Genomic DNA, 23,577 nt, shown 5'->3' on the forward strand with positions numbered 1-23,577 from the left:
AACAATGAAATCGAACAAGACCCTGCTCACCACACTGCTGTCCATGGGCCTGCTGGCCAGTGCCGGTGCGACCCAAGCCGCTGGCTGGTGCGAATCGGGTAAACCGGTGAAATTCGCCGGCCTGAACTGGGAAAGCGGCATGCTGCTGACCGACGTGCTGCAAGTGGTGCTGGAGAAAGGTTACGACTGCAAGACCGACAGCCTCCCGGGCAACTCCATCACCATGGAGAACGCCCTGAGCAGCAACGATATTCAAGTGTTCGCCGAAGAGTGGGTCGGCCGCAGCGAAGTCTGGAACAAGGCCGAGAAGGCCGGCAAGGTCGTCGGTGTCGGTGCACCGATTGTCGGCGCTGTCGAAGGCTGGTACGTGCCGCGCTACGTGATTGAAGGCGACGCCAAGCGCAAGCTTGAGCCGAAAGCCCCGGACCTGAAAAACATTGCCGATCTGGGCAAATACGCTGCCGTGTTCAAGGACGCCGAAGAGCCGTCCAAGGGTCGCTTCTACAACTGCCCGGCGGGTTGGACCTGCGAACTCGATAACAGCGAAATGTTGAAAAGCTATGGCCTCGAAAGCAGCTACACCAACTTCCGCCCGGGCACAGGCCCGGCGCTGGATGCGGCGGTGCTGTCGAGCTACAAGCGCGGCGAGCCGATCCTGTTCTACTACTGGTCGCCAACCCCGCTGATGGGCCAGATCGACGCGGTGAAACTGGAAGAAAAACCGGGCGTCGACAAGACCGTAAGCATCAAGGTCGGCCTGTCGAAAACCTTCCACGACGAGGCCCCGGAACTGGTCGCCGTGCTGGAAAAGGTCAACCTGCCGATCGACCTTCTGAACCAGAACCTGGGCCGCATGGCCAAGGAACGTATCGAGTCGCCAAAACTGGCGAAAATCTTCCTCAAGGAACATCCTGAGGTCTGGCATGCGTGGGTCAGTGCAGACGCAGCCAAGAAAATCGACGCGGCGCTGTAGGTCGATACCTCCCGGTCAACCGTGAGGCTGGCCGGGAGATATGCCGTAATCGCTTGATTGAGATTTCTGATTGAGAGCCGCTTATGTTTCCCGAAAGCTTTACCTTTTCCATCGCCGACTGGGTCAACGGTTGGGTCGATTCACTGGTCACCAACTACGGTGATGTGTTCCGCCACATCTCCGACACCCTGCTCTGGGCCATCGTCAACCTCGAAGGCCTGCTGCGTGCGGCGCCGTGGTGGTTGATGCTGGCGATCGTCGGTGTCGTCGCCTGGCACGCCACGCGCAAAGTGGTGACCACGGCGGTCATCGTCGGTCTGCTGTTCCTCGTCGGCGCCGTTGGCCTGTGGGACAAGCTCATGCAGACGCTGGCGCTGATGATGGTCGCGACGATCATTTCGGTGCTGATCGGCATCCCGCTGGGGATTCTCTCGGCGCGCAGCAATCGCCTGCGTTCGGTGCTGATGCCGCTGCTCGACATCATGCAGACCATGCCCAGCTTCGTGTATCTGATCCCGGTGCTGATGCTGTTCGGTCTGGGCAAGGTCCCGGCGATTTTCGCCACGGTGATCTACGCCGCGCCGCCGCTGATTCGCCTGACTGATCTGGGTATTCGCCAGGTCGACGGCGAAGTGATGGAAGCGATCAACGCGTTCGGCGCCAACCGCTGGCAGCAACTGTTCGGCGTGCAATTGCCGCTGGCCCTGCCAAGCATCATGGCCGGGATCAACCAGACCACCATGATGGCCCTGTCGATGGTAGTGATCGCTTCGATGATCGGTGCCCGAGGTCTGGGTGAAGATGTGCTGGTGGGGATTCAGACTCTCAACGTTGGACGCGGCCTCGAAGCCGGTCTGGCGATCGTGATTCTCGCAGTGGTCATCGACCGCATTACTCAGGCGTACGGTCGGCCACGGCATGAGGTGAGCAAATGAGCAACGCAACCGTGAGCAAGATCGAAGTCAAAAACGTCTTCAAGATTTTCGGCAACCGCGCCAAAGAAGCGCTGGCCATGGTCGGCCAGGGCAAGACCAAGGATCAGGTGCTGAACGAAACCGGTTGCGTAGTCGGCGTTAACGACCTGTCGCTGAGCATCGGCACCGGCGAGATCTTCGTGATCATGGGCCTGTCCGGCTCGGGCAAGTCGACGCTGGTGCGTCACTTCAACCGCCTGATCGACCCGACCAGCGGCGCGATCCTCGTCGACGGTGTGGACATCCTGCAATACGACATGGACGCCCTGCGCGAATTTCGCCGGCACAAGATCAGCATGGTGTTCCAGAGCTTCGGCCTGCTGCCGCACAAGAGCGTGCTCGACAACGTCGCCTACGGCCTGAAAGTGCGTGGCGAGAGCAAGCAGATGTGCTCGGAACGCGCGCTGCACTGGATCAACACCGTGGGCCTCAAAGGCTACGAAAACAAATACCCGCACCAGCTCTCCGGCGGCATGCGTCAGCGTGTCGGCCTGGCCCGCGCCTTGGCGGCGGACACCGACATCATCCTGATGGACGAAGCGTTCAGTGCGCTGGATCCACTTATTCGCGCGGAGATGCAGGACCAGTTGCTGGAGCTGCAAAAGACCCTGCACAAGACCATCGTCTTCATCACCCATGACCTCGATGAGGCGGTGCGTATCGGCAACCGCATCGCGATTCTCAAGGATGGCCGGCTGATTCAGGTCGGCACGCCACGCGAGATTCTGCATTCGCCGGCGGATGAGTACGTTGACCGGTTTGTGCAGCGGCGGGCGGCGGTGGTCTGACGCTCGTTCCCACGCTCTGCGTGGGAATGCATCCCGTGACGCTCCGCGTCACCCTGCACAGAGCAGAAGTCGGGACGCGGAGCGTCCCAGGCGGCATTCCCACGCAGAGCGTGGGAACGATCTTGTTCAAGAGGTTTTTTAGATGTCCCAGGCTGAAAAAATCGTTATCACCGGCAGCCCCCTGCGTTGGCAGGACGTGGTCGCCGTCGCCCGTCACGGCGCGCCTCTGGAACTGTCCAGCGACACCTGGGCGCGCATCGAAAACGCCCAAGGCATCGTTCAGCGCATCGTCGCCAGCGGCGAGCGCGCCTATGGCGTCAACACCGGTCTGGGCGGTTTGTCCAACGTCTCGCTCAAAGACGAGCAACTCAGCCAGCTCTCGCGCAACACCTTGCTTAGCCATGCCTGCGGCGTCGGCCCGGTGCTGCCCGATGAGCAGACTCGCGCGATCATCTGCGCGGCGATTCACAACTACAGCCACGGCAAATCCGGCATCCATCGCCGGGTCGTCGAAGGCCTGCTGACGCTGCTCAATCGCGGCATCACTCCGCAAGTGCCGTCGCAAGGTTCGGTGGGTTATCTGACGCACATGGCGCACATCGGCATCGCGTTGCTCGGCGTCGGTAATGTCAGCTATCGCGGCCAGATCACCTCGGCGCAACAGGCATTGGCTGAAGAAGGCTTGAAGCCGGTGCAACTGGGTGCGAAGGACGGTTTGTGCCTGGTCAACGGCACGCCGTGCATGACCGGCCTCAGCTGTCTGGCGATTGCCGACGCAACGCGGTTGGTGCAATGGGCCGACGTCATCGGCGCAATGAGTTTCGAAGCCCAGCGCGGCCAGATCGATGCGTTCGACGCTGAGATCATCGCGCTGAAACCGCACCCGGGCATGCAGCAGGTCGGCATCAATCTGCGTGCGTTGCTCGATGGCAGTGAAGTAATTGCGTCGAGCAAGGGCATCCGTACTCAAGATGCGCTGAGTATCCGTTCGATCCCGCAGGTGCACGGCGCTGCACGCGATCAATTGGAACATGCGATCAGACAGGTCGAAGCCGAACTCAACGGCTGCACTGATAACCCGCTCCTGCTGGGCACGCCGGACAATTTCCGGGTGATGTCGCAAGCCAACCCACACGGGCAATCGGTGGCGATGGCGGCGGATTTGCTGGCGATTGCCATGGCCGAAATCGGCTCGATTGCCGAGCGTCGCCTCGATCGTCTGGTGAACCCGCACGTTAGCGGTTTGCCGGCATTTCTGGTGGCCAATCCTGGGGTTAATTCCGGGATGATGATCGTGCAATACGTCGCCGCGTCACTGTGTGCGGAAAACCGTCAATTGGCGCAACCGGCGGTGCTCGATAACTACATTACCTCGGGCCTGCAGGAAGACCACTTGAGCATGGGCACCAACGCCGCGCTGAAGCTGCACCGCGCCCTGGAAAACTGTACACAGATACTCGCTATCGAATATCTGCTGGCGGCGCAGGCGTTTGAATTCCTCAAGGAACAGCGCTTTGGCGTGGGCACTGACCGCGCGTGGCGACTGCTGCGCGAAACGGTTCCGGCCTACGACCAGGATCGCTGGCTGGCGCCGGATATCGCTGCCGCTGCGAGCGTTCTGAAAAACCCGAATACGCTGCACAACGTATTACCGAATCTGCACTGACAATACCCACGCCAGCGTGCCAAGGCGCGACTCCCCAAAAGGCGAGACGCGACGGACAACGGACATCTCCGGAGCGTCTGGCGAGTTAATAACAAACTCTCAAAAGGAGCACAAAATGACTGCGCTGAACCTGATTCCCGGCCAACTGAGCCTGGCCCAACTGCGTGACGTCTATCAGAACCCGGTCAAGCTGAGCCTCGACAACAGCGCCTCGGCGCAGATCGAAGCCAGCGTCGCTTGCGTCGAGCAGATCCTCGCCGAGAACCGCACCGCTTACGGCATCAACACCGGTTTCGGCCTGCTGGCCTCGACCCGCATTGCCAGCGAAGACCTGGAAAACCTCCAGCGCTCGTTGGTGTTGTCCCACGCTGCGGGTGTCGGTCAGCCGATCAGCGACGAACTGGTACGGCTGATCATGGTGCTCAAGGTCAACAGCCTCAGCCGTGGTTTCTCCGGTATTCGCCGAGTGGTGATCGATGCGCTGATCGCGCTGATCAACGCCGAGGTTTATCCGCACATTCCGTTGAAAGGTTCGGTGGGTGCATCGGGCGATCTGGCGCCGTTGGCACATATGTCGCTGGTGCTGCTCGGTGAGGGCAAGGCCCGTTACAAAGGCGAGTGGATGGAAGCCACCGAAGCGCTGAAAGTGGCCGGTCTGACCCCGCTTACGCTGGCGGCGAAAGAAGGCCTGGCGCTGCTCAACGGCACTCAGGTCTCCACCGCGTTTGCCCTGCGCGGTCTGTTTGAAGGTGAAGACCTGTTCGCTGGCGCACTGGCGCTGGGCGGTCTGACGGTTGAAGCGGTATTGGGTTCGCGTTCGCCGTTCGACGCACGCATTCATGCGGCGCGTGGCCAGAAAGGTCAGATTGACGCCGCCGCGGCTTACCGCGATCTGCTCGGTGAGCGCAGCGAAGTCTCCGACTCGCACCAGAACTGCGAAAAGGTTCAGGATCCGTATTCGCTGCGTTGCCAGCCGCAAGTCATGGGCGCTTGCCTGACGCAGTTTCGTCAGGCTGCTGAAGTGCTGGCCGTCGAAGCCAACGCCGTATCGGATAACCCGCTGGTCTTCGCCGCTGAAGGCGATGTGATTTCCGGCGGCAACTTCCACGCCGAACCGGTGGCCATGGCTGCTGACAACATGGCCCTGGCCATCGCCGAAATCGGCTCGCTGAGCGAACGGCGCATCTCGCTGATGATGGACAAGCACATGTCGCAACTGCCGCCGTTCCTCGTCGCCAATGGTGGGGTGAACTCCGGCTTCATGATTGCCCAGGTGACTGCGGCAGCATTGGCCAGCGAGAACAAGGCGCTGTCCCATCCGCACTCGGTCGACAGCCTGCCGACCTCGGCCAACCAGGAAGACCATGTGTCGATGGCCCCGGCGGCCGGCAAGCGTCTGTGGGAAATGGCTGAAAACACTCGCGGGATTCTCGCGGTGGAATGGCTAGCGGCGGTGCAGGGTCTGGATCTGCGTAACGGTCTGAAGACCTCGGCGAAGCTGGAGCAGGCGCGGGCGATTTTGCGTAAGGAAGTGCCGTTCTATGAGAAGGACCGGTTTTTTGCTCCGGACATCAATGCGGCGACTGAACTGTTGGCTTCGAGGTGTTTGACTGAGCTGGTTTCGGCAAAGCTTTTGCCTAGCCTTTAACCCTACACACTGATCGTTCCCACGCTCTGCGTGGGAATGCCTCAAGGGACGCTCCGCGTCCAGTGACGCGGAGCGTCACGGCTGCATTCCCACGCAGAGCGTGGGAACGATCACCAACCCCAACGGAGGCCAACAGTGAAAACCCTCTGGCAACACTGCCACGTCGCAACCATGGCGCAAGGCGTCTACTCGATCATCGAGGATGCGGCCATCGTGACGTCCGGTGCGCACATCGAGTGGATCGGCCCGCGCAATCAATTGCCGTCCGGCGAATACCCGGCGGTCAACGACTTGCAAGGCGCATGGGTCACCCCCGGTCTGATCGACTGCCACACCCACACGGTGTTCGGTGGTAACCGCAGTGGCGAATTTGAAAAGCGACTGCAAGGCGTCAGCTACGCGGAAATCGCGGCGGCGGGCGGCGGCATCGCCAGCACCGTGCGCGCGACGCGTGAAGCGACGGAAGACGAGTTGTTCGCCAGCGCCGCCAAACGCCTGAAAAGCCTGATGCGCGACGGCGTGACCACGGTCGAAATGAAATCGGGCTACGGCCTCGATCTGGCCAATGAACGCAAGATCCTCCGGGTCATCCGGCGCTTGGCCAAAGAGTTGCCGATCAGCGTGCGCAGCACCTGCCTCGCCGCCCACGCGTTGCCACCGGAGTACAAGGATCGCGCCGACGATTACATCGATCTGATCTGCACTCAGATGCTGCCAGCGTTGGCCGCCGAAGGTCTGGTCGATGCCGTAGATGCCTTCTGCGAATACCTGGCGTTCTCCCCTGAACAGGTCGAGCGTGTGTTCATCGCCGCGCAAAAACTCGGCCTGCCAGTGAAGCTGCATGCCGAACAGCTATCATCGCTGCACGGCTCAAGCCTCGCCGCGCGATACAAGGCGTTGTCTGCCGATCACCTGGAGTTCATGGACGAGGCTGACGCCATTGCCATGGCCAAATCCAACACCGTCGCGGTGCTGTTGCCGGGCGCGTTCTACTTCCTGCGTGAAACCCAGCTGCCGCCGATGGACGCCTTGCGCAAGCACAAGGTGAAAATCGCCATCGCCAGCGATCTCAACCCCGGCACCTCGCCGGCGCTGTCGCTGCGCCTGATGCTGAACATGGCCTGCACTTGCTTCCGCATGACCCCGGAAGAAGCCCTGGCCGGCGCGACCATTCACGCCGCACAAGCGCTGGGCATGGCCGACACCCACGGTTCGCTGGAAGTCGGCAAGGTCGCGGACTTTGTTGCCTGGCAAATCGATCGCCCGGCGGATCTGGCCTATTGGCTCGGTGGTGATCTGGATAAACGCGTCGTGCGTCACGGCGTCGAATCAAATCTGTAGGAGGGCGGTTGTGGATAAGGTTCTGAACTTCAAACAAGGTCGCGTGCCGCTGCTGATCAGCATGCCGCATGCCGGTGTGCGCCTGACCCCGGCGGTGGAGGCCGGACTCATCCCGGACGCGAAAAGCCTGCCGGACACTGACTGGCATATCCCCCAGCTTTACGACTTTGCTGAAGAACTGGGCGCCAGCACCTTGGCCGCCGAGTATTCGCGTTTTGTGATTGACCTGAATCGTCCGTCCGACGACAAACCGCTGTACGCCGGTGCCACCACCGGTCTGTACCCTGCGACGCTGTTCGATGGCATCCCGTTGTTCCGTGAAGGCCATGAGCCGTCGAAAGAGGAACGCGCAATCTACCTGGAGCAGATCTGGACGCCTTACCACCGCACGCTTCAGGAAGAACTGGCGCGATTGAAAGCCGAATTCGGCTACGCGCTGCTGTTCGACGCGCACTCGATCCGCTCGATCATCCCGCACCTGTTCGACGGCAAACTACCGGACTTCAACCTCGGCACCTTCAATGGCGCCAGTTGTGATCCGCAATTGGCCACGCAACTTGAAGCGATCTGCGCGCGTCACGACCAATACAGCCACGTGCTCAACGGACGCTTCAAGGGCGGCCACATCACCCGTCACTACGGCAACCCGGCCGAGAACATCCACGCCGTGCAACTGGAGTTGTGCCAGAGCACCTACATGGAAGAGTTCGAGCCGTTCCGCTATCGCGCCGATCTGGCCGAGCCGACGCGGGTGGTGCTCAAGGAGCTTTTGCAAGGCCTGCTAAATTGGGGGAAAGGCACCTGTTGATCCAATGTGTAATGATCGCGCGCAAAAGCGCGATCATTATTCCACTGCCGAATGAGGGGGCGGGACTACAGCAAATACCGACCTTGTATTTTAAATAACATGTGCGGCGGCGTTCCTGATATTGAATTCACCTTTTATAGTGTGCTGTGTGTTATCCGGGTTTTTTACAATAAAACTAAAGGACCCCATGTAGAACTTGCTATCGGGGGTTTGGGAATAGGTAAGTTCACCTTCAGTTCCAGGTGAGTCGAGGATGGAATCAAAGTCATCATCCTGATCGTCCGGGCTGTCTTTGAGTATGTAGTAGCCTGCGCTGTCTTCCTTGAAGTCCGGGAAGGCCAATGCCGGACCCAGAGCGGTCTTGCCGTTGAACGAGTGATCGGCGCTGGCCTTTTTTATATAGAGTAAGAGAGTGTGGATTTCAACGGTGCCGTCCTTTTCATCTTTGGTGTACTCAGATGCCGTGATTGTCCAGCACTTCACACCTGACTCCGTAGTATCATCAGTAATACTTACATTGCTGGCTTTGAATGCTTTCTCTTCCTTTGGATAAATTAGCGTGGCGGTAAAAAACTCTTTGGCAAGGGCTTGGTCGTTTGGCGTATTCATAGGGCATCCATTTTTATCCTGTCAGTTAAAACAGTTGTTGAACGACATGATTAAAGTTGGCTGAGTATGAAGTGTCTACTGATAAGCCTGACAGTTGTTGCGGAGATGGTAATGTGATAGGCGCTGTTGTTTTTATACGCAAAAGATTGGTTTAAGAGAGCTTATAGTTTGAAAGCATTGCTGGCAGACCAGGTCGTCCTGTGCGGACATTATTGTGTCCATTGATTTTCATCGTATTTCGAAGCGCCGAGGACATGCTCATTGACGTAAATCGGGTTTATGATGCCCAACGGCAGAATAATAGAAGTCCCCCCAGGGATGACCTCGACCCCTTACGGAGCGCGCAATGCAGACTTTGTTTCCGCAGATCAAACCTCACGCCCGGCACGATCTGGCTGTCGATGACACCCATACGCTGTACGTCGACGAAAGCGGTTCACCGGAGGGTTTGCCGGTTGTGTTCATCCACGGCGGCCCCGGCGCCGGTTGCGACGCGCAGAGCCGTCGCTATTTCGATCCGAACCTGTATCGCATTGTCACCTTCGACCAGCGCGGTTGCGGACGCTCCACGCCGCACGCCAGCCTGGAAAACAACACCACCTGGGATCTGGTCGCCGACCTTGAGCGCATCCGCAAACACCTGGGCATCGATAAATGGGTGCTGTTTGGCGGTTCGTGGGGGTCGACCCTGGCGCTGGCTTACGCACAAACCCACCCGGAGCGTGTGCACGGTCTGATCCTGCGCGGGATCTTTCTCTGCCGTCCGCAGGAAATCGAATGGTTCTATCAGGCCGGTGCCAGCCGTCTGTTCCCTGATTACTGGCAGGACTACATCGCGCCAATTCCGCTGGACGAGCGCGATGACCTGCTCAGCGCATTCCACAAGCGCCTGACCGGCAACGACCAGATCGCCCAGATGCACGCGGCCAAAGCCTGGTCGACCTGGGAAGGTCGTACTGCAACCCTGCGGCCGAACCCGTTGGTGGTCGATCGCTTCTCCGAACCGCAGCGCGCACTGTCGATTGCGCGGATCGAGTGCCATTACTTCACCAACAATGCCTTCCTTGAGCCGAACCAGCTGATCCGCGACATGGGCAAGATCGCCCATTTGCCGGGTGTGATCATTCACGGTCGTTACGACGTGATTTGCCCGCTCGACAACGCCTGGGAATTGCATCAGGCCTGGCCGAACAGCGAACTGCAGGTGATCCGTGATGCCGGCCACGCGGCCTCTGAACCGGGCATCACCGATGCACTGGTACGCGCCGCGGGGAACATGGCCCGGCGCCTGCTCGACCTGCCGCCTGAAGAAGCATGAAGGGGCTGTTACAGCGCGTACGCGGTGCGCGGGTTGAAGTCGCCGGCGAAGTGGTTGGCGCGGTGGATCACGGTTTGCTGGTGCTGGTGGCGGTCGAACCCGACGACACGCGTACCAGCGCCGACAAACTTCTGCATAAACTGCTTAACTATCGGGTATTCAGTGATGCGGAGGGCAAGATGAACTTGTCCCTCGCCGATGTCGGTGGCGGGTTGCTGCTGGTCTCGCAGTTCACCCTCGCGGCCGACACCAAAAGCGGGTTGCGCCCGAGCTTTTCGACGGCCGCGCCTCCGGCCTTGGGCGAGGAATTGTTCGACTATCTATTAAGCAGTGCGAAACAGGTGCATGGCACTGTGGCATCAGGTAGATTCGGCGCCGATATGCAGGTGCATTTGGTCAACGATGGCCCGGTTACCTTTTTGTTACAGACCTGAAAGCGCTTGAAACACCTTTTTAGGAAATTTCGACTGTTTTTAGGGTGTTTTCGCGATAAATACTTTGTTACCCCTGATGCGTTGTCATGCGGGCTACTAGATAATCGCGCGCACTGGGATCAGCGTTCGCTGATTCATTTTTGACTTAGGTAGAGACTTGTCTGGATCCGATTGGGGAATCATTTTGCCCCAGCGGAGTCGGAACAATGCTCGCCAACTTGGCAAGGGTGCTCTGGAAGGTCGGCTTTTCACTGCCGAAAGCCTCACAGGCACTTCATCTGGCCGTTGGTTTTTTGATCTGTTTTCGGCGAGGGTTGCTCGTGATTGTTAGTCCCTGTAATGCAGCAAAAATGTCTGCCAAACGCATGCGAAGTGCCCTGGTAGCGGGTTCGGCGCTCCTGTGCCTGCTCAGCGCCGGTCAGCTTTGGGCGTTCAATCTTGACGATGTATCGGCCAAGGCCAAAGAGCTGGCCGGGCAGAAGTTCGAAGCCCCGCGCAGCAACCTGCCGAACGAATTCCGCGACATGAAGTTCGCGGACTATCAGAAAATCCGCTTCCTCACCGAAAAGGCTGAGTGGGCTGATCAGAAGACCCCGTTCAAACTGTCCTTTTATCACCAGGGTATGCACTTCGATACACCGGTGAAAATCAACGAAATCACAGCGAACACCGTCGAAGAGATCAAATACGATCCGACCCGCTTCGATTTCGGCGACCTCAAATTCGATCCGAAAGCCACCGAACAACTGGGTTATGCCGGTTTCCGTGTGCTGTACCCGATCAACAAGGCCGACAAGCAAGACGAAATCATGACCATGCTCGGCGCGAGTTACTTCCGCGTTGTCGGCAAGGGCCACACCTACGGCCTCTCGGCCCGTGGCCTGGCGATTGATACCGCGCTGCCGTCGGGTGAAGAGTTCCCACGTTTTCGCGAGTTCTGGATTCAACAGCCGAAGCCGGGTGACAAGCACCTGGTGATCTTCGCCCTGCTGGATTCGCCGCGCGCTACCGGTGCCTACCGTCTGATCCTGCGTCCGGGCAGCGACACCATTGTCGACGTCAAGGCGCAGATGTTCCTGCGTGACAAGGTCGGTAAACTGGGTATCGCACCGCTGACCAGCATGTTCCTGTTCGGTGCCAACCAGCCGTCGAAAGTCCTCAACTACCGTCGTGAACTGCACGACTCCAGCGGTCTGTCGATCCATGCCGGTAACGGCGAGTGGATCTGGCGTCCACTGAACAACCCGAAACACCTGGCCGTAAGCAACTTCAGCGTCGAGAACCTGCGTGGCTTCGGTCTGCTGCAGCGTGGTCGCGACTTCAGCCACTACGAAGACCTCGATGACCGCTACGACAAGCGCCCAAGCGCCTGGATCGAGCCGAAGGGCGAGTGGGGCAAAGGCACCGTTGATCTGGTAGAAATTCCGACCGCCGACGAAACCAACGACAACATCGTTGCGTTCTGGAGCCCGGAAAAAATGCCCGAGCCGGGCCAGCCACTGGACTTCGCCTACCGGATGCACTGGACTATGGACGAAGCGGCGATTCACGCGCCGGACAGCGCCTGGGTATCGCAGACTCTGCGTTCGACCGGTGACGTCAAACAGTCGAACCTGATCCGTCAGCCGGATGGCAGCGTTGCCTACTTGGTCGACTTCGAAGGTCCATCGCTGGCGGCCTTGGCACCGGATGCCGACGTGCGTAGTCAGGTCAGTGTCGGCGACAACGCCGAACTGGTTGAAAACAGCGTGCGCTACAACCCGGAAACCAAAGGCTGGCGCTTGACGCTGCGCATGAAGATCAAGGACGCGAGCAAGTCGACCGAGATGCGTGCCGCTCTGGTGCAGCCAATCGTCACGGCCGATCTGGCCAAGTCTTCGGTGCCGGCGTCCAACTCGTCCGTTGCCAAGGCCGACAAGGTTGCCGCCAAGCAACAAGAGAAAATCGACAAGGAAGCCAAAGCCGCCGAGGCCAAACAGGCCGACGCCAAGCCAGCTGCAGATGCCAAGGACAAGGCCAACAAAGACGCCAAGCAGCCTGTTGCTGCCGACGCGGCCCCAGCCACACCGGAATCGGCACCGACTGAAGAAGTCCTGACCGAGACCTGGAGCTATCAGTTGCCTGCCGATGAGTAACTCTCAAGTACAGCCAGAGACTCTGTCCGAGTATCTGGCGCATCTGCCGATGACCGACGAGCAGCGCGCGGAACTCGCGGGCTGCCAGTCGTTCAGCGAGCTGCATGAACGCCTGTCGTCCGCGACGTTCGACGCCCCTGCCGAAGCCGCCCAGGCTTCGGTGCGCAAGCGCCTGACCCTGAGCACCGCCGAAGAACTTGAAGACGCGGAGATGCTGGTGCTCGACGCCAGCGGTCGCGTCAGCCTGAAGGCAACGCCGCCGATCCGTCGGACCAAAGTCGTGCCGGAGCCATGGCGTACCAATATTCTGGTGCGTGGCTGGCGCCGCATGACCGGTCGCACCAACCCGCCGCAGCCGCCGAAAGACGAAAACGTCCTGCCGGCCGCGCGCTGGCGCACCGTTGGTTCGATTCGTCGCTACATTCTGTTGCTGCTGATGCTCGGCCAGACCATCGTCGCCGGCTGGTACATGAAAGGCATCATGCCGTACCAGGGCTGGTCGTTCGTTGATCTCGAAGAAGTCCTGCATCAACCGCTGCTGCAAACCGCCACGCAAGTGCTGCCGTATGCGCTGCAAACCAGCATCCTGATTCTGTTCGGGATTCTGTTCTGCTGGGTATCGGCGGGTTTCTGGACGGCGTTGATGGGCTTCCTCGAGTTGCTCACCGGTCACGATAAATACCGTATCTCCGGCAAAAGCGCCGGCAACGAGCCGATTGCCAAAGACGCGCGTACCGCGCTGGTGATGCCGATCTGCAACGAAGACGTACCGCGCGTATTCGCCGGTCTGCGCGCAACGTTCGAGTCGGTCGCTGCCACCGGTGATCTGGATCGTTTCGACTTCTTCGTCCTCAGTGACAGTAACGACACCGACATTTGCGTGGCCGAGCAACAGGCTTGGCTGGACGTCTGCCGCGAGGCCAAAGGCTTCGGCAAGATCTTCTATCGCCGTCGTCGCCGTCGTGTGAAACGCAAGAGCGGCAACCTTGACGACTTCTGCCGTCGTTGGGGCGGTGACTATAAGTACATGGTCGTGCTCGACGCCGACTCGGTAATGAGCGGCGAGTGCCTGACCAGTCTGGTGCGCTTGATGGAAGCCACGCCGGACGCAGGGATCATCCAGACCGCGCCGCGTGCGTCGGGCATGGACACCCTGTATGCGCGTATGCAGCAGTTCGCCACCCGCGTTTACGGCCCGCTGTTCACCGCCGGTCTGCACTTCTGGCAGTTGGGTGAATCCCATTACTGGGGTCACAACGCGATCATCCGCATGAAGCCGTTTATCGACCACTGCGCCCTGGCGCCGTTGCCGGGTAAAGGTGCGTTCTCCGGTGCGATTCTGTCTCACGACTTCGTTGAAGCCGCGCTGATGCGCCGTGCCGGTTGGGGCGTGTGGATTGCCTACGACCTGCCGGGCAGCTACGAAGAACTGCCGCCGAACCTGCTCGACGAACTTAAGCGTGACCGTCGCTGGTGCCACGGCAACCTGATGAATTTCCGCCTGTTCCTGGTTAAAGGCATGCACCCGGTGCACCGTGCGGTGTTCCTGACGGGCGTAATGTCGTACCTGTCGGCGCCGTTGTGGTTCTTCTTCCTGGTGTTGTCGACCGCGCTGCTGGCGGTGAACACGCTGATGGAGCCGCAGTACTTCCTCGAACCGCGTCAGCTCTATCCGTTGTGGCCACAATGGCACCCGGACAAGGCGATCGCGCTGTTCTCGACGACCATCGTGCTGCTGTTCCTGCCGAAACTGTTGAGCATCATTCTGATCTGGGCCAAGGGCGCGAAAGAGTTCGGCGGCAAGTTCAAAGTGACCCTGTCGATGCTGCTGGAGATGTTGTTCTCCATGCTGCTGGCGCCGGTGCGGATGATTTTCCACACCCGTTTCGTCCTCGCCGCGTTCCTTGGCTGGGCCGCGACCTGGAACTCGCCGCAGCGTGATGACGACTCGACGCCTTGGAGCGAAGCGGTCAAACGCCACGGCCCGCAGACCCTGTTGGGCTTCTGCTGGGCGCTGCTGGTGATCTGGTTGAACCCGAGCTTCCTCTGGTGGCTGGTGCCGATCGTCGGTTCGCTGATGCTGTCGATCCCGGTGTCGGTGATCTCCAGCCGTGTCGGTCTGGGCCTGAAGTCCCGTGACGAGAGCCTGTTCCTCATCCCTGAGGAATACAATCCACCGCAGGCGCTGCTGGCCACTGATCAGTACACCCACGAAAATCGTTACCACGCCCTCAACGACGGCTTTGTCCGCGCGGTGGTCGATCCACAGCAGAACGCTTTGGCGTGCTCGCTGGCGACCTCCCGTCACGGTCAGGCCGAGCCGATCGAGTGGTTGCGTCAGGAACGTGTGCGCCACGCGATCAAGGTTGGCCCGGCCGGGCTGAACAACCATGATCGTCTGCAACTGCTCAGCGACCCTGTAGCGCTGGCGCGTCTGCACGAGCAGGTTTGGGCTGAAGGTCACGCCGAGTGGCTGGATGCATGGCGCGCGTCGGTGAAAGCCGATCCGCATGCGCCGTTGCTGCCGCTGCGACCGGTGAGCTTGCAGGCTCAGCCGGCCTGATAAAGAAACCCCGCTAGCCAGCGGGGTTTTTTTTGGCCTGCTGAAAAGCCCCTCATCGGAACGCCGCCCGCCTACCCCTCTCCCAAAGGGAGAGGGGACTGACCGAGTTGGATGCTCGAGTTACGCCGACCTGAAATATCCAGTCGAACTCGGATTTGAACAGCATGAAGATCGGCTCCCTTCCCCCCCCTCGCCCCTTGGGGGAGAGGGCTGGGGTGAGGGGGTAGCCCTTGATTGTTAAACAAATCGTCCATTAAACCTTGTGCAAAAAAACGAGTGCGTTAGCATCCGTCCCCGAATTGGCGCACCCGGGCTTTTTTGCCCGTCACTGTTGGTTTTCGCGCCGCAAACGCAATGGTTTTGGGGACTTGAAGATGAAGAAGTATCTGTCGATGCTGCTGGTCGGCGTCACGGCACTGGTTGCAGTCAATGCGGCGCAGGCCGGTGCGATCGATGACGCGGTCAAGCGCGGCACGTTGAAAGTCGGTATGGATCCGACCTACATGCCGTTCGAAATGACCAACAAGCGCGGCGAAATCATCGGCTTCGAAGTCGATATCCTCAAAGCCATGTCCAAGGCCATGGGCGTCAAGCTGGAACTGGTTTCCACCGGTTACGACGGCATCATCCCGGCGCTGATGACCGACAAGTTCGACATGATCGGTAGCGGCATGACCCTGACTCAGGAACGCAATCTGCGCCTGAACTTCAGCGAACCGTTCATCGTGGTCGGCCAGACCCTGCTGATCCGCAAGGAACTGGAAGGCACCATCAAGTCCTACAAAGACCTGAACACAGCAGACTACCGCATCACCTCCAAGCTCGGCACCACCGGCGAAATGGTCGCCAAGAAGCTGATCTCCAAAGCCAAGTACCACGGCTACGACAACGAGCAGGAAGCCGTGCTTGACGTGGTCAACGGCAAGGCTGACGCCTTTATCTATGACGCCCCGTACAACGTCGTTGCGGTGACCAAGGTCGGCGCCGGCAAACTGGTGTTCCTCGACAAACCGTTCACCTACGAGCCATTGGCGTTCGGTTTGAAGAAGGGTGACTACGACAGCCTCAACTTCATCAACAACTTCCTGCACCAGATCCACGAAGACGGCACCTACGATCGCATCCATGACAAGTGGTTCAAGAGCACCGAGTGGCTCAAGGACATGGAATAACGCGCATCCGCTGATCGTTCCCACGCTCCGCGTGGGAACGCATCCTGTGACGCTCCGCGTCACGAACAGGCAGGGACGCAGAGCGTCCCGAGCGGCATTCCCACGCAGAGCGTGGGAACGATCATCCGAGAACCTGCAATGAAACAGAAAAAAGCCCAATGGCCCTGGCACGTCCTCACCGTGCTGGTGCTGGTCGGCCTGGCGGGCGCGTTGTATTACGCGACGTCGCTGATGTCCTACGAATGGCGCTGGAACCGTGTGCCGCAGTACTTCGCCTATCAGGCCGAGGAAACCCAGCGTGCCACCGACATCGCCACCGTCACCGAACTGGTGCGCAAGGGCAGCAGCGCGCAAGTCACCCTGCGCAACGACGCCGGTGACGAGCAGCACCTGACTGTCGACGAGAACAGCCTGCAATTCGCTCAGGGCGACGATGTCGCCGAAGGCGACGTCGTGGGCGTGACTCGGCATTGGGCAGCAGGCCCGCTGTTGTGGGGGCTGTGGACCACGCTTTGGCTGTCAGTGGTTTCCGGTGTCCTGGGTTTGCTGATCGGTCTGGTCACCGGCCTCTGTCGGCTGTCGAACAACCCGACCCTGCGCGACCTCTCGACGATTTATGTCGAACTGGTGCGCGGCACGCCGCTGCTGGTGCAGATCTTCATTTTCTACTTCTTCATCGGCACGGTGATGAACCTGTCCCGCGAGTTCGCCGGGATCGCCGCGCTGTCGCTGTTCACTGGCGCCTACGTGGCGGAGATCATCCGCTCCGGCGTGCAATCGATTGCCCGTGGCCAGAACGAAGCAGCGCGCTCGCTCGGTCTGAGTGCCGGTCAATCGATGCGTCACGTGGTGTTGCCGCAAGCGCTGAAACGCGTGCTGCCGCCGCTGGCCGGGCAATTCATCAGTCTGGTCAAGGACACCTCGCTGGTGTCGGTGATCGCCATCACCGAACTGTTAAAAAGCGGCCGCGAGGTCATCACCACCTCGTTCTCGCCGTTCGAGATTTTGTTCTGCGTCGCCGGTCTGTACCTGTTGATCAACCTGCCGCTGTCGAAAATCGCCAGCCGGCTTGAGCGGAGGCTCGCGCAAAGTGATTGAAGTCCGCGATCTGGTAAAAGTCTTCGACACCCGCGGGCAAGTAGTGCGCGCGGTGGATAACGTCAGCACCACGGTGGCCAAAGGCGAAGTGCTGGTGGTGATCGGCCCGTCGGGTTCCGGCAAGTCGACCTTCCTGCGTTGCCTCAATGGCCTGGAACAATTCGATTCCGGCTCGGTGAGCATCGACGGCCTGCAATTGGCCGACCCGAAAACCGACGTCAACGCCTACCGCCGCGAAGTCGGCATGGTGTTCCAGCATTTCAACCTGTTCCCGCACATGACCGTGCTGGAAAACCTCTGTCTAGCGCAGAAAGTCGTGCGCAAGCGCGGCAAGCAAGAGCGCGAAGCCAAGGCGATGGAGTTGCTGCAAAAGGTCGGGATTGCGCAGAAGGCCAACGAATTTCCGTCACGCCTGTCCGGTGGTCAGCAACAGCGCGTGGCGATTGCCCGAGCGCTGGCGATGGAGCCGAAGGTCATGCTGTTCGATGAGCCAACCTCGGCGCTCGACCCGGAAATGGTCGGCGAGGTGCTGGATGTGATGAAGAACCTGGCCGTGGAAGGCATGACCATGGTCTGCGTGACCCACGAAATGGGCTTTGCCCGGGAAGTGGCGGATCGGGTGTTGTTTTTCGATCACGGCAAGCTGCTGGAAGATGCTGCGCCGGCTGAATTCTTTGATGCGCCGAAGGATCCGCGTGCGCAGGCCTTCTTGCGTCAGGTCTTGTAGTACCTGATCGTTCCCACGCTCCGCGTGGGAATGCCGCCCGGGACGCTCCGCGTCCCTTTGCATGCGCGACGCGGAGCGTCACAGGATGCGTTCCCACGCAGAGCGTGGGAACGATCGTTGGGCTAGACCTTAAATCGACCGACCAACATCTGCAGATGCGTCCCCAACCGCGCCAGCTCAACGCTGGACGCCGCGGTCTCTTCACTCGCCGCCGACGTCTGATCCGACACATCCCGCACATTCAGCACGCTACGGTTGATCTCTTCAGCCACCGCACTCTGCTGCTCGGCCGCTGCCGCAATCTGCTGGTTCATCGCCTGAATCGCCGAAACGGTGCGAGTAATGCTTTCCAGCGAACCACCGGCACGGCGGGTCAGCTCAACGCTGCTGTCGGTGAGGGTGCGGCTGTTGTCCATGATCGTTGCCACTTGCTGGGTGCCGTTTTGCAGGCCGACGATAAGTTCTTCGATTTCTTCGGTGGACTTCTGCGTACGTTGCGCAAGGCTGCGCACTTCGTCGGCGACCACGGCAAAACCACGCCCGGCTTCACCGGCACGCGCGGCCTCGATGGCGGCGTTGAGGGCCAGCAGGTTGGTTTGCTGGGCCACGGATTTGATCACGTCGAGGACGCTGCCGATCTTGTCGCTTTCGCGCTTCAGTTCACCCATGGCTTCGGTCGAGTGACCGACTTCAACGGCCAGGCGTTCGATCTGAGCAATCGCTTCGCCGACGACCTTGTCCCCTTCGCGGGCCTGTTGGTCAGCAGCGACGGCGGCTTCGGAAGCCTCTTCGGCGTTACGCGCGACTTCCTGCACGGTGGCGGCCATTTCGTTCATGGCGGTGGCGACCTGGTCGGTCTCGATTTTCTGATTGTTGACCCCGGCGCTGGTCTGCTCGGTCACCGCCGACAGTTCTTCAGCGGCGCTGGCGATCTGGGTGACGCCATCGCTGATCCCGCCGACCAGTTCACGCAGGCCTTGGGTCATGCTCTGCATCGAACGTTGCAGTTGGCCGAGTTCGTCGCGACGCAGGGAAACCAAGTTGTGCGTCAGGTCGCCCGCAGCCACGCGCTCGGCGACTTTCAGGGTCTGGTTCAGCGGGATGATGATCTGGCGGGTGATTGCCCAGGCGGCCAGCAGACCGAACGCTACGGCCAGTGCGGTGGCGATCAGCAGCAAGTTTTTGGCACGTGCGGCATCGGTGTCACGTACGACGGTTTGCGATTCAGTCAGTTTCTTGCTGACGGCGATCAAAATGTCACCCTGAGCAGACATGTTGACCAGTGCTGCAGCGTTTTTTACTTGAGAATCACGGAATTGAGCCACGGCTGCACGGTAAGCCTTGAGCGACTCGGTGGCTTGCTGCAGGTTGGCGATATGCTGATCTGGGACGCGGGACGGCAGGCTTTCGAGGTTTTTCAGGGCATTGTCGATCGCGGTCAGGGCTGGTTGCTCGGCATCGGCCTTACCGCTGTAGGTGTAACCGCGCACCTGATATCGCGCTTGCTGCAGCAGCTTGCTCAGTTCGATCACCGCGTTGTATTGCGCGATGCTGTCGCCTTGCAGCAGCGCGCTCTCGACCGCGCCGACCTTGGACACGGCATTGTCGGCATTGGCGCCCAGCTTGCTGCGTGCGTCTTCACGCTGCACGGTGGCCTGCGTCATTTCACCGAAGGCACGCTTGTATTCGGCCACGGCAGCCAATTGTTGATCGACCATCGCCACATCGGACGGCTGCTCGATCATGCCGCGTGCCGATTGCAGGCCGCTTTCGAGTTTGCTCAGGAATTCGTTGACCGTGCCCGGTCCCTGCTCGCCGCGACGCATGTCGTAATCCATGCGCGCCAGGCGCAGGTCCTTGGTCAGCTCATTGAGGCTGGAGATAAAACCCAGCTTGTCACCACGGCTGATGATGCCGCTCATGCCGGTCCAGCCGGTGAAGGTGATCAACAGTGTCAGCAACAGCACCAGGCCGAAACCGATGCCCAGCTTGCGTTTGACGCTGACGTTTCCAAGACTCTCGGCTAACCAACGGTACATGCGACGACTCCCCGACCACTAATTGGACTTATGGAGAGGGTATCGGCCGAATAATGGCAATCTGTAACACCATTTATCCGGGACGCCGCCATCCTGTAGGAGCTGTCGAGTGAAACGAGGCTGCGATCTTTTGATCTTGTTTTGTTGAAGCAAAATTAAAAGATCGTCCGATCGCGGCCCGAGCCTTCGGCAGCTCCTACACGGGAGCGGAGTTGAACTTAGAAGAGCCGGGCGAGCAGGGCGGTGACGGCGGTTTCGACGCGCAGGATGCGCTCGCCGAGTTGCACCGGTTGCAGGCCCGATTTGGCCAGCAAATCTATTTCGTAGGGGATCCAGCCACCTTCGGGACCGATGGCCAGGGTGACGGGTTCGCTGAGGGCGCGTGGGCACGGCGGGTAGTTACCGGGATGGCCGACCAGACCGAGGGTGCCGTCGGTAATCGCCGGCAGCCGATCCTCAACAAACGGCTTGAAGCGCTTCTCGATGATGATTTCCGGCAGCACGGTGTCGCGGGCCTGTTCGAGGCCGAGGATCAAATTTTCGCGAATCGCCTCAGGCTCAAGAAACGGCGTCTGCCAGAAACTCTTCTCGACCCGATAGCTGTTGACCAGAATCACCTTCGACACGCCCATGGTCGCCACGGTCTGAAACACCCGGCGGAGCATTTTCGGCCGCGGCAGGGCGAGTACCAGTGTCAGCGGCAGCTTGGCAGGTGGCGGCTGATCCAGGCTGACGCGCAGCTCGGCTTCACCTGTTTCCAGTCGCAGCAGTTCAGCCGTGCCCATCAGCCCGTTGATACGGCCAACGCGCAGGCTGTCACCAACTTCCGAACGGTGAACTTCCTGCATATGGGTCAGGCGGCGATCACGCAGCACCACACGGTCGGCCGCAATGAAGTCAGCCTCTTCGAGCAACAGCAGGTTCATGCCTGGGTCGCTGGCGGCTGGTCGTTGTGGTCGTCGGCCGGGTTTTCTTCCGGACGTTCGCGCTTGCTGATCAAGCCACCGAACAGGATGCCGATTTCAAACAACATCCACATCGGCACGGCTAGCAGGGTCTGCGAGAAAATGTCCGGCGGCGTCAGGATCATGCCGACCACGAAGCAGCCGATGATCACGTACGGGCGGATCTTCTTCAGGTAGGCAACGTCGACCACGCCAATCCACACCAGCAGCACCACGGCCACCGGGATCTCGAACGCCACGCCGAAGGCGAAGAACAGCGTCATGACGAAATCGAGGTAACTGGCGATGTCGGTCATCATTTCCACGCCGGCCGGGGTGGCGGCAGCGAAGAACTTGAAGATCAGCGGGAACACGAAGTAATAGGCGAACGCCATGCCGGTATAGAACAGCAGGATGCTGGACACCAGCAGTGGCACCGCGATGCGTTTCTCATGTTTGTACAGACCTGGCGCGATAAAGCCCCAGATCTGATGCAGGATCACCGGGATCGCGAGGAACAGCGAAACCATCATCGTCAGCTTCAGCGGCGTCAGGAACGGCGACGACACGTCGGTGGCGATCATCGTCGCGCCGACCGGCAGGTACTGGCGCAGCGGCGTCGAGACGAAGGTATAGATCTGCTGGGTGAACGCAAACAGCCCGGCGAAGATGATGAAGATCGCCGCCACACAACGCAGCAGGCGGGTGCGCAACTCGGTGAGGTGCGAAACCAGCGGCATGTGCTGGTCGTTTTCGGGGAGATCGCTCATGGGGCTCGCGGCGGCAAAGTGGTGTCGTGAGGCGCAGGTGTGATCGGCGCGGCGGTTGGCGCAACGTGTTCAACAGATTGTTCCACAGCGGCTGGCGCCGGCTCTGTCGGTGCTACAACGGCAGCGGGTGCCGGTGCTGGCGTAACAGGCGCGGTCGGCGCATGAATCGTCTGCTGACCCACATGCTCAACCGGCGTCGGTTCTTGCTGAACCGGATTGAAAATCTTCCGCGCCTCCTGCTCCAGCGACAGAATGTGCTCGTTGTGCAGTTGCCGACGGATTTCGTCAGCACCGATTTCACGTTCAACTTCCTGTTTGATCGCGTTGAAGCTGCGCTTCAGCCGTCCGACCCACAGGCCGGCGGTGCGTGCAGCGCCCGGCAGACGCTCGGGGCCCAGCACCAGCAGGGCGACGAGGCCGACGAGCAGCAGTTCAGAGAAGCTGATACCAAACATTAGTCAGTGCTCACACGTCTTTGCGGATCGGCTCTTCGACTTTCTGCGCCTGCACGTCGATGGTGTGCGGCGGATTGGCCTGAGCGGTGGCTTGCGGCTGCACCGGTGGCACTGGCTGCGCAGGTGTCACGGTTGGATCGGCAGCCGGTTTTTCATCGTCGTTCATGGCTTTGCGGAAGCCCTTGATCGACTCGCCAACGTCGGTGCCGAGGTTTTTCAGTTTCTTGGTGCCGAACACCAGCACCACGACAACCAGAATGACGATCCAGTGTTTCCAGTCAAAAATGCCCATGTTGCTGTTCCTCTCTAAAAATTGTTCAGGCGGACGGACGCGAGGCTTTCTCGACGTGTCCGGACAGGCCGAAGCGACGATCCAGTTCATCCAGCACGGCCTGCGGATGCTGCCCCAGTTGGGCGAGCATGACCATGCTGTGGAACCACAGGTCGGCGGTCTCGTAGATCACGTCGCTGCAGTCGCCGCTGATGGCGGCGTCCTTGGCGGCAATAATGGTTTCGACCGACTCTTCGCCGACTTTCTCCAGAATCTTGTTCAGGCCCTTGTGATACAGACTAGCCACATACGAGCTGTCGGCGGCTGCGCCTTTGCGCTCTTCAAGTACCTGAGCGAGGCGGGTCAGGGTGTCACTCATGTTTGTGTCCTGCGGAATAGATAGCGTGCGGGTCTTTCAGGACTGGGTCGACTGTCTTCCAGTCGCCGTTTTCGAAGACACGGTAAAAGCAGCTTTGACGGCCGGTATGGCAAGCGATGTCGCCGATCTGTTCAACCATCAGGATGATCACGTCGGCGTCACAGTCCAGACGCATCTCATGCAAGGTCTGCACATGGCCGGACTCTTCGCCCTTGCGCCACAGCTTGCCACGGGAACGTGACCAGTAGATTGCACGGTTTTCCGCAGCGGTCAGTTCGAGCGCTTCGCGGTTCATCCAGGCCATCATCAGCACGCGTCCGGTCTTGTGATCCTGGGCAATCGCCGGCACCAGGCCATCAGCGTCCCATTTGATCTCGTCCAGCCAGTTTTTCATCTTCGACTCCGACAGCGAACCCCACACTTCAATAGTCGGGTTCAGGCATTGAAACAGTGTGCCAGCCGTTC

22 protein-coding genes and 1 pseudogene are annotated in these 23,577 nt (G+C 60.0%); 14 read left to right on the plus strand and 9 right to left on the minus strand.

From position 1 onward, the window contains the following. Positions 1-4: 4 nt before the first annotated feature. The 7 genes from CKW14_RS10885 to hutG all read left to right on the plus strand — a co-directional run bounded on the left by CKW14_RS10885 (position 5) and on the right by hutG (position 8,198). A complete protein-coding gene (locus tag CKW14_RS10885) occupies positions 5-973 on the plus strand; it encodes an ABC transporter substrate-binding protein (protein ID WP_095047183.1) in 969 nt (322 codons plus the stop codon). A gap of 83 nt (positions 974-1,056) precedes the next feature. Further along, complete coding sequence (locus CKW14_RS10890; protein ID WP_007949591.1) at positions 1,057-1,908, plus strand: proline/glycine betaine ABC transporter permease; 852 nt, start codon at positions 1,057-1,059, stop codon at positions 1,906-1,908. Beyond that, complete coding sequence (locus CKW14_RS10895) at positions 1,905-2,735, plus strand: glycine betaine/L-proline ABC transporter ATP-binding protein (protein ID WP_095047184.1); 831 nt, start codon at positions 1,905-1,907, stop codon at positions 2,733-2,735. Before CKW14_RS10890 ends, CKW14_RS10895 begins: the two co-directional genes overlap by 4 nt. 142 nt (positions 2,736-2,877) lie before the next feature. Continuing rightward, positions 2,878-4,401, plus strand: a complete 1,524-nt coding sequence (hutH, locus tag CKW14_RS10900) for a histidine ammonia-lyase (protein WP_095047185.1) — start codon at positions 2,878-2,880, stop codon at positions 4,399-4,401. 115 nt (positions 4,402-4,516) lie between these two features. Beyond that, positions 4,517-6,049: a histidine ammonia-lyase gene (gene hutH, locus CKW14_RS10905; protein WP_095047186.1), complete on the plus strand. Its 1,533-nt coding sequence runs from the start codon at positions 4,517-4,519 to the stop codon at positions 6,047-6,049. Positions 6,050-6,184: 135 nt separating this feature from the next. Next, positions 6,185-7,390 carry an imidazolonepropionase gene (hutI, locus tag CKW14_RS10910; RefSeq protein WP_095047187.1) on the plus strand — a complete coding sequence of 402 codons (1,206 nt, stop codon included), beginning with the start codon at positions 6,185-6,187 and terminating at the stop codon, positions 7,388-7,390. Positions 7,391-7,400: 10 nt separating this feature from the next. After that, complete coding sequence (gene hutG, locus CKW14_RS10915) at positions 7,401-8,198, plus strand: N-formylglutamate deformylase (RefSeq protein ID WP_095047188.1); 798 nt, start codon at positions 7,401-7,403, stop codon at positions 8,196-8,198. Positions 8,199-8,288: 90 nt separating this feature from the next. On the opposite strand, the gene CKW14_RS10920 is transcribed toward hutG, so the two are convergent. Continuing rightward, positions 8,289-8,807: a hypothetical protein gene (locus CKW14_RS10920; RefSeq protein ID WP_095047189.1), complete on the minus strand. Its 519-nt coding sequence runs from the start codon at positions 8,805-8,807 to the stop codon at positions 8,289-8,291. A 346-nt stretch (positions 8,808-9,153) separates the two neighbouring features. On the opposite strand from CKW14_RS10920, the gene pip reads away from it, so the two are divergent. From pip to CKW14_RS10955, 7 genes are all read left to right on the plus strand, one after another. Then, on the plus strand, positions 9,154-10,125 hold the full coding sequence (gene pip, locus CKW14_RS10925) for a prolyl aminopeptidase (RefSeq protein ID WP_008080611.1): 972 nt from the start codon (positions 9,154-9,156) through the stop codon (positions 10,123-10,125). Continuing rightward, positions 10,122-10,559 (plus strand): D-aminoacyl-tRNA deacylase, encoded by a 438-nt coding sequence (dtd, locus tag CKW14_RS10930; RefSeq protein WP_007909321.1) that lies wholly within the window; start codon positions 10,122-10,124, stop codon positions 10,557-10,559. The genes pip and dtd overlap by 4 nt, the downstream gene beginning before the upstream one ends. A 350-nt stretch (positions 10,560-10,909) precedes the next feature. Further along, positions 10,910-12,694, plus strand: coding sequence for a glucan biosynthesis protein G (locus tag CKW14_RS10935; RefSeq protein WP_176471276.1), 1,785 nt, complete (start codon positions 10,910-10,912; stop codon positions 12,692-12,694). Beyond that, positions 12,687-15,257, plus strand: coding sequence for a glucans biosynthesis glucosyltransferase MdoH (gene mdoH / locus CKW14_RS10940; RefSeq protein WP_095047190.1), 2,571 nt, complete (start codon positions 12,687-12,689; stop codon positions 15,255-15,257). Before CKW14_RS10935 ends, mdoH begins: the two co-directional genes overlap by 8 nt. A 374-nt stretch (positions 15,258-15,631) precedes the next feature. Beyond that, entirely contained in the window at positions 15,632-16,429 is a 798-nt protein-coding gene (locus CKW14_RS10945; protein WP_034152980.1) for a transporter substrate-binding domain-containing protein, read from the plus strand. A 138-nt stretch (positions 16,430-16,567) separates the two neighbouring features. Then, a complete protein-coding gene (locus CKW14_RS10950) occupies positions 16,568-17,527 on the plus strand; it encodes an amino acid ABC transporter permease (protein WP_095047191.1) in 960 nt (319 codons plus the stop codon). Next, positions 17,520-18,254, plus strand: a complete 735-nt coding sequence (locus tag CKW14_RS10955) for an amino acid ABC transporter ATP-binding protein (RefSeq protein WP_095047192.1) — start codon at positions 17,520-17,522, stop codon at positions 18,252-18,254. The genes CKW14_RS10950 and CKW14_RS10955 overlap by 8 nt, the downstream gene beginning before the upstream one ends. Positions 18,255-18,376: 122 nt before the next feature. On the opposite strand, the gene CKW14_RS30430 is transcribed toward CKW14_RS10955, so the two are convergent. The 8 genes and pseudogenes from CKW14_RS30430 to hisI all read right to left on the minus strand — a co-directional run bounded on the left by CKW14_RS30430 (position 18,377) and on the right by hisI (position 23,506). Continuing rightward, positions 18,377-19,249, minus strand: coding sequence for a methyl-accepting chemotaxis protein (locus CKW14_RS30430; protein ID WP_371857741.1), 873 nt, complete (start codon positions 19,247-19,249; stop codon positions 18,377-18,379). Then, positions 19,232-20,293 (minus strand): annotated as a pseudogene (locus CKW14_RS30435) (methyl-accepting chemotaxis protein); the annotation flags it as partial. The pseudogene CKW14_RS30435 and the gene CKW14_RS30430, both read right to left, overlap by 18 nt. A 218-nt stretch (positions 20,294-20,511) precedes the next feature. Then, complete coding sequence (locus CKW14_RS10965; RefSeq protein WP_095047194.1) at positions 20,512-21,219, minus strand: 16S rRNA (uracil(1498)-N(3))-methyltransferase; 708 nt, start codon at positions 21,217-21,219, stop codon at positions 20,512-20,514. Beyond that, entirely contained in the window at positions 21,216-22,007 is a 792-nt protein-coding gene (tatC, locus tag CKW14_RS10970; RefSeq protein WP_095047195.1) for a twin-arginine translocase subunit TatC, read from the minus strand. The genes CKW14_RS10965 and tatC overlap by 4 nt, the downstream gene beginning before the upstream one ends. Next, positions 22,004-22,462, minus strand: a complete 459-nt coding sequence (gene tatB, locus CKW14_RS10975) for a Sec-independent protein translocase protein TatB (protein ID WP_064388885.1) — start codon at positions 22,460-22,462, stop codon at positions 22,004-22,006. The genes tatC and tatB overlap by 4 nt, the downstream gene beginning before the upstream one ends. Positions 22,463-22,472: 10 nt before the next feature. Beyond that, a complete protein-coding gene (locus CKW14_RS10980; protein ID WP_003220847.1) occupies positions 22,473-22,754 on the minus strand; it encodes a twin-arginine translocase TatA/TatE family subunit in 282 nt (93 codons plus the stop codon). A 25-nt stretch (positions 22,755-22,779) separates the two neighbouring features. Next, the gene (locus tag CKW14_RS10985; RefSeq protein ID WP_003220849.1) at positions 22,780-23,112 is read right to left on the minus strand and encodes a phosphoribosyl-ATP diphosphatase; all 333 of its coding nucleotides are present in this window, start codon (positions 23,110-23,112) and stop codon (positions 22,780-22,782) included. After that, the gene (hisI, locus tag CKW14_RS10990; protein ID WP_007909357.1) at positions 23,105-23,506 is read right to left on the minus strand and encodes a phosphoribosyl-AMP cyclohydrolase; all 402 of its coding nucleotides are present in this window, start codon (positions 23,504-23,506) and stop codon (positions 23,105-23,107) included. Before hisI ends, CKW14_RS10985 begins: the two co-directional genes overlap by 8 nt. Between the last annotated feature and the right edge of the window lie 71 nt (positions 23,507-23,577).

Source organism: Pseudomonas sp. Irchel s3a12 (genome assembly GCF_900187485.1).
Taxonomy (GTDB): domain Bacteria; phylum Pseudomonadota; class Gammaproteobacteria; order Pseudomonadales; family Pseudomonadaceae; genus Aquipseudomonas; species Aquipseudomonas neuropathica.

What these genes read in the sequence shown, in the direction of transcription:
- CKW14_RS10885 (WP_095047183.1), top strand. Translation starts at nt 5, where the DNA reads ATGAAATCGAACAAGACCCTGCTCACCACACTGCTGTCCATGGGCCTG.
- CKW14_RS10890 (WP_007949591.1), top strand. Translation starts at nt 1,057, where the DNA reads ATGTTTCCCGAAAGCTTTACCTTTTCCATCGCCGACTGGGTCAACGGT.
- CKW14_RS10895 (WP_095047184.1), top strand. Translation starts at nt 1,905, where the DNA reads ATGAGCAACGCAACCGTGAGCAAGATCGAAGTCAAAAACGTCTTCAAG.
- hutH (WP_095047185.1), top strand. Translation starts at nt 2,878, where the DNA reads ATGTCCCAGGCTGAAAAAATCGTTATCACCGGCAGCCCCCTGCGTTGG.
- hutH (WP_095047186.1), top strand. Translation starts at nt 4,517, where the DNA reads ATGACTGCGCTGAACCTGATTCCCGGCCAACTGAGCCTGGCCCAACTG.
- CKW14_RS10920 (WP_095047189.1), bottom strand. Translation starts at nt 8,807, where the DNA reads ATGAATACGCCAAACGACCAAGCCCTTGCCAAAGAGTTTTTTACCGCC.
- pip (WP_008080611.1), top strand. Translation starts at nt 9,154, where the DNA reads ATGCAGACTTTGTTTCCGCAGATCAAACCTCACGCCCGGCACGATCTG.
- dtd (WP_007909321.1), top strand. Translation starts at nt 10,122, where the DNA reads ATGAAGGGGCTGTTACAGCGCGTACGCGGTGCGCGGGTTGAAGTCGCC.
- CKW14_RS10935 (WP_176471276.1), top strand. Translation starts at nt 10,910, where the DNA reads ATGTCTGCCAAACGCATGCGAAGTGCCCTGGTAGCGGGTTCGGCGCTC.
- mdoH (WP_095047190.1), top strand. Translation starts at nt 12,687, where the DNA reads ATGAGTAACTCTCAAGTACAGCCAGAGACTCTGTCCGAGTATCTGGCG.
- CKW14_RS10945 (WP_034152980.1), top strand. Translation starts at nt 15,632, where the DNA reads ATGAAGAAGTATCTGTCGATGCTGCTGGTCGGCGTCACGGCACTGGTT.
- CKW14_RS10950 (WP_095047191.1), top strand. Translation starts at nt 16,568, where the DNA reads ATGAAACAGAAAAAAGCCCAATGGCCCTGGCACGTCCTCACCGTGCTG.
- CKW14_RS30430 (WP_371857741.1), bottom strand. Translation starts at nt 19,249, where the DNA reads ATGCAGAGCATGACCCAAGGCCTGCGTGAACTGGTCGGCGGGATCAGC.
- CKW14_RS10965 (WP_095047194.1), bottom strand. Translation starts at nt 21,219, where the DNA reads ATGAACCTGCTGTTGCTCGAAGAGGCTGACTTCATTGCGGCCGACCGT.
- tatC (WP_095047195.1), bottom strand. Translation starts at nt 22,007, where the DNA reads ATGAGCGATCTCCCCGAAAACGACCAGCACATGCCGCTGGTTTCGCAC.
- tatB (WP_064388885.1), bottom strand. Translation starts at nt 22,462, where the DNA reads ATGTTTGGTATCAGCTTCTCTGAACTGCTGCTCGTCGGCCTCGTCGCC.
- CKW14_RS10980 (WP_003220847.1), bottom strand. Translation starts at nt 22,754, where the DNA reads ATGGGCATTTTTGACTGGAAACACTGGATCGTCATTCTGGTTGTCGTG.
- CKW14_RS10985 (WP_003220849.1), bottom strand. Translation starts at nt 23,112, where the DNA reads ATGAGTGACACCCTGACCCGCCTCGCTCAGGTACTTGAAGAGCGCAAA.
- hisI (WP_007909357.1), bottom strand. Translation starts at nt 23,506, where the DNA reads ATGAAAAACTGGCTGGACGAGATCAAATGGGACGCTGATGGCCTGGTG.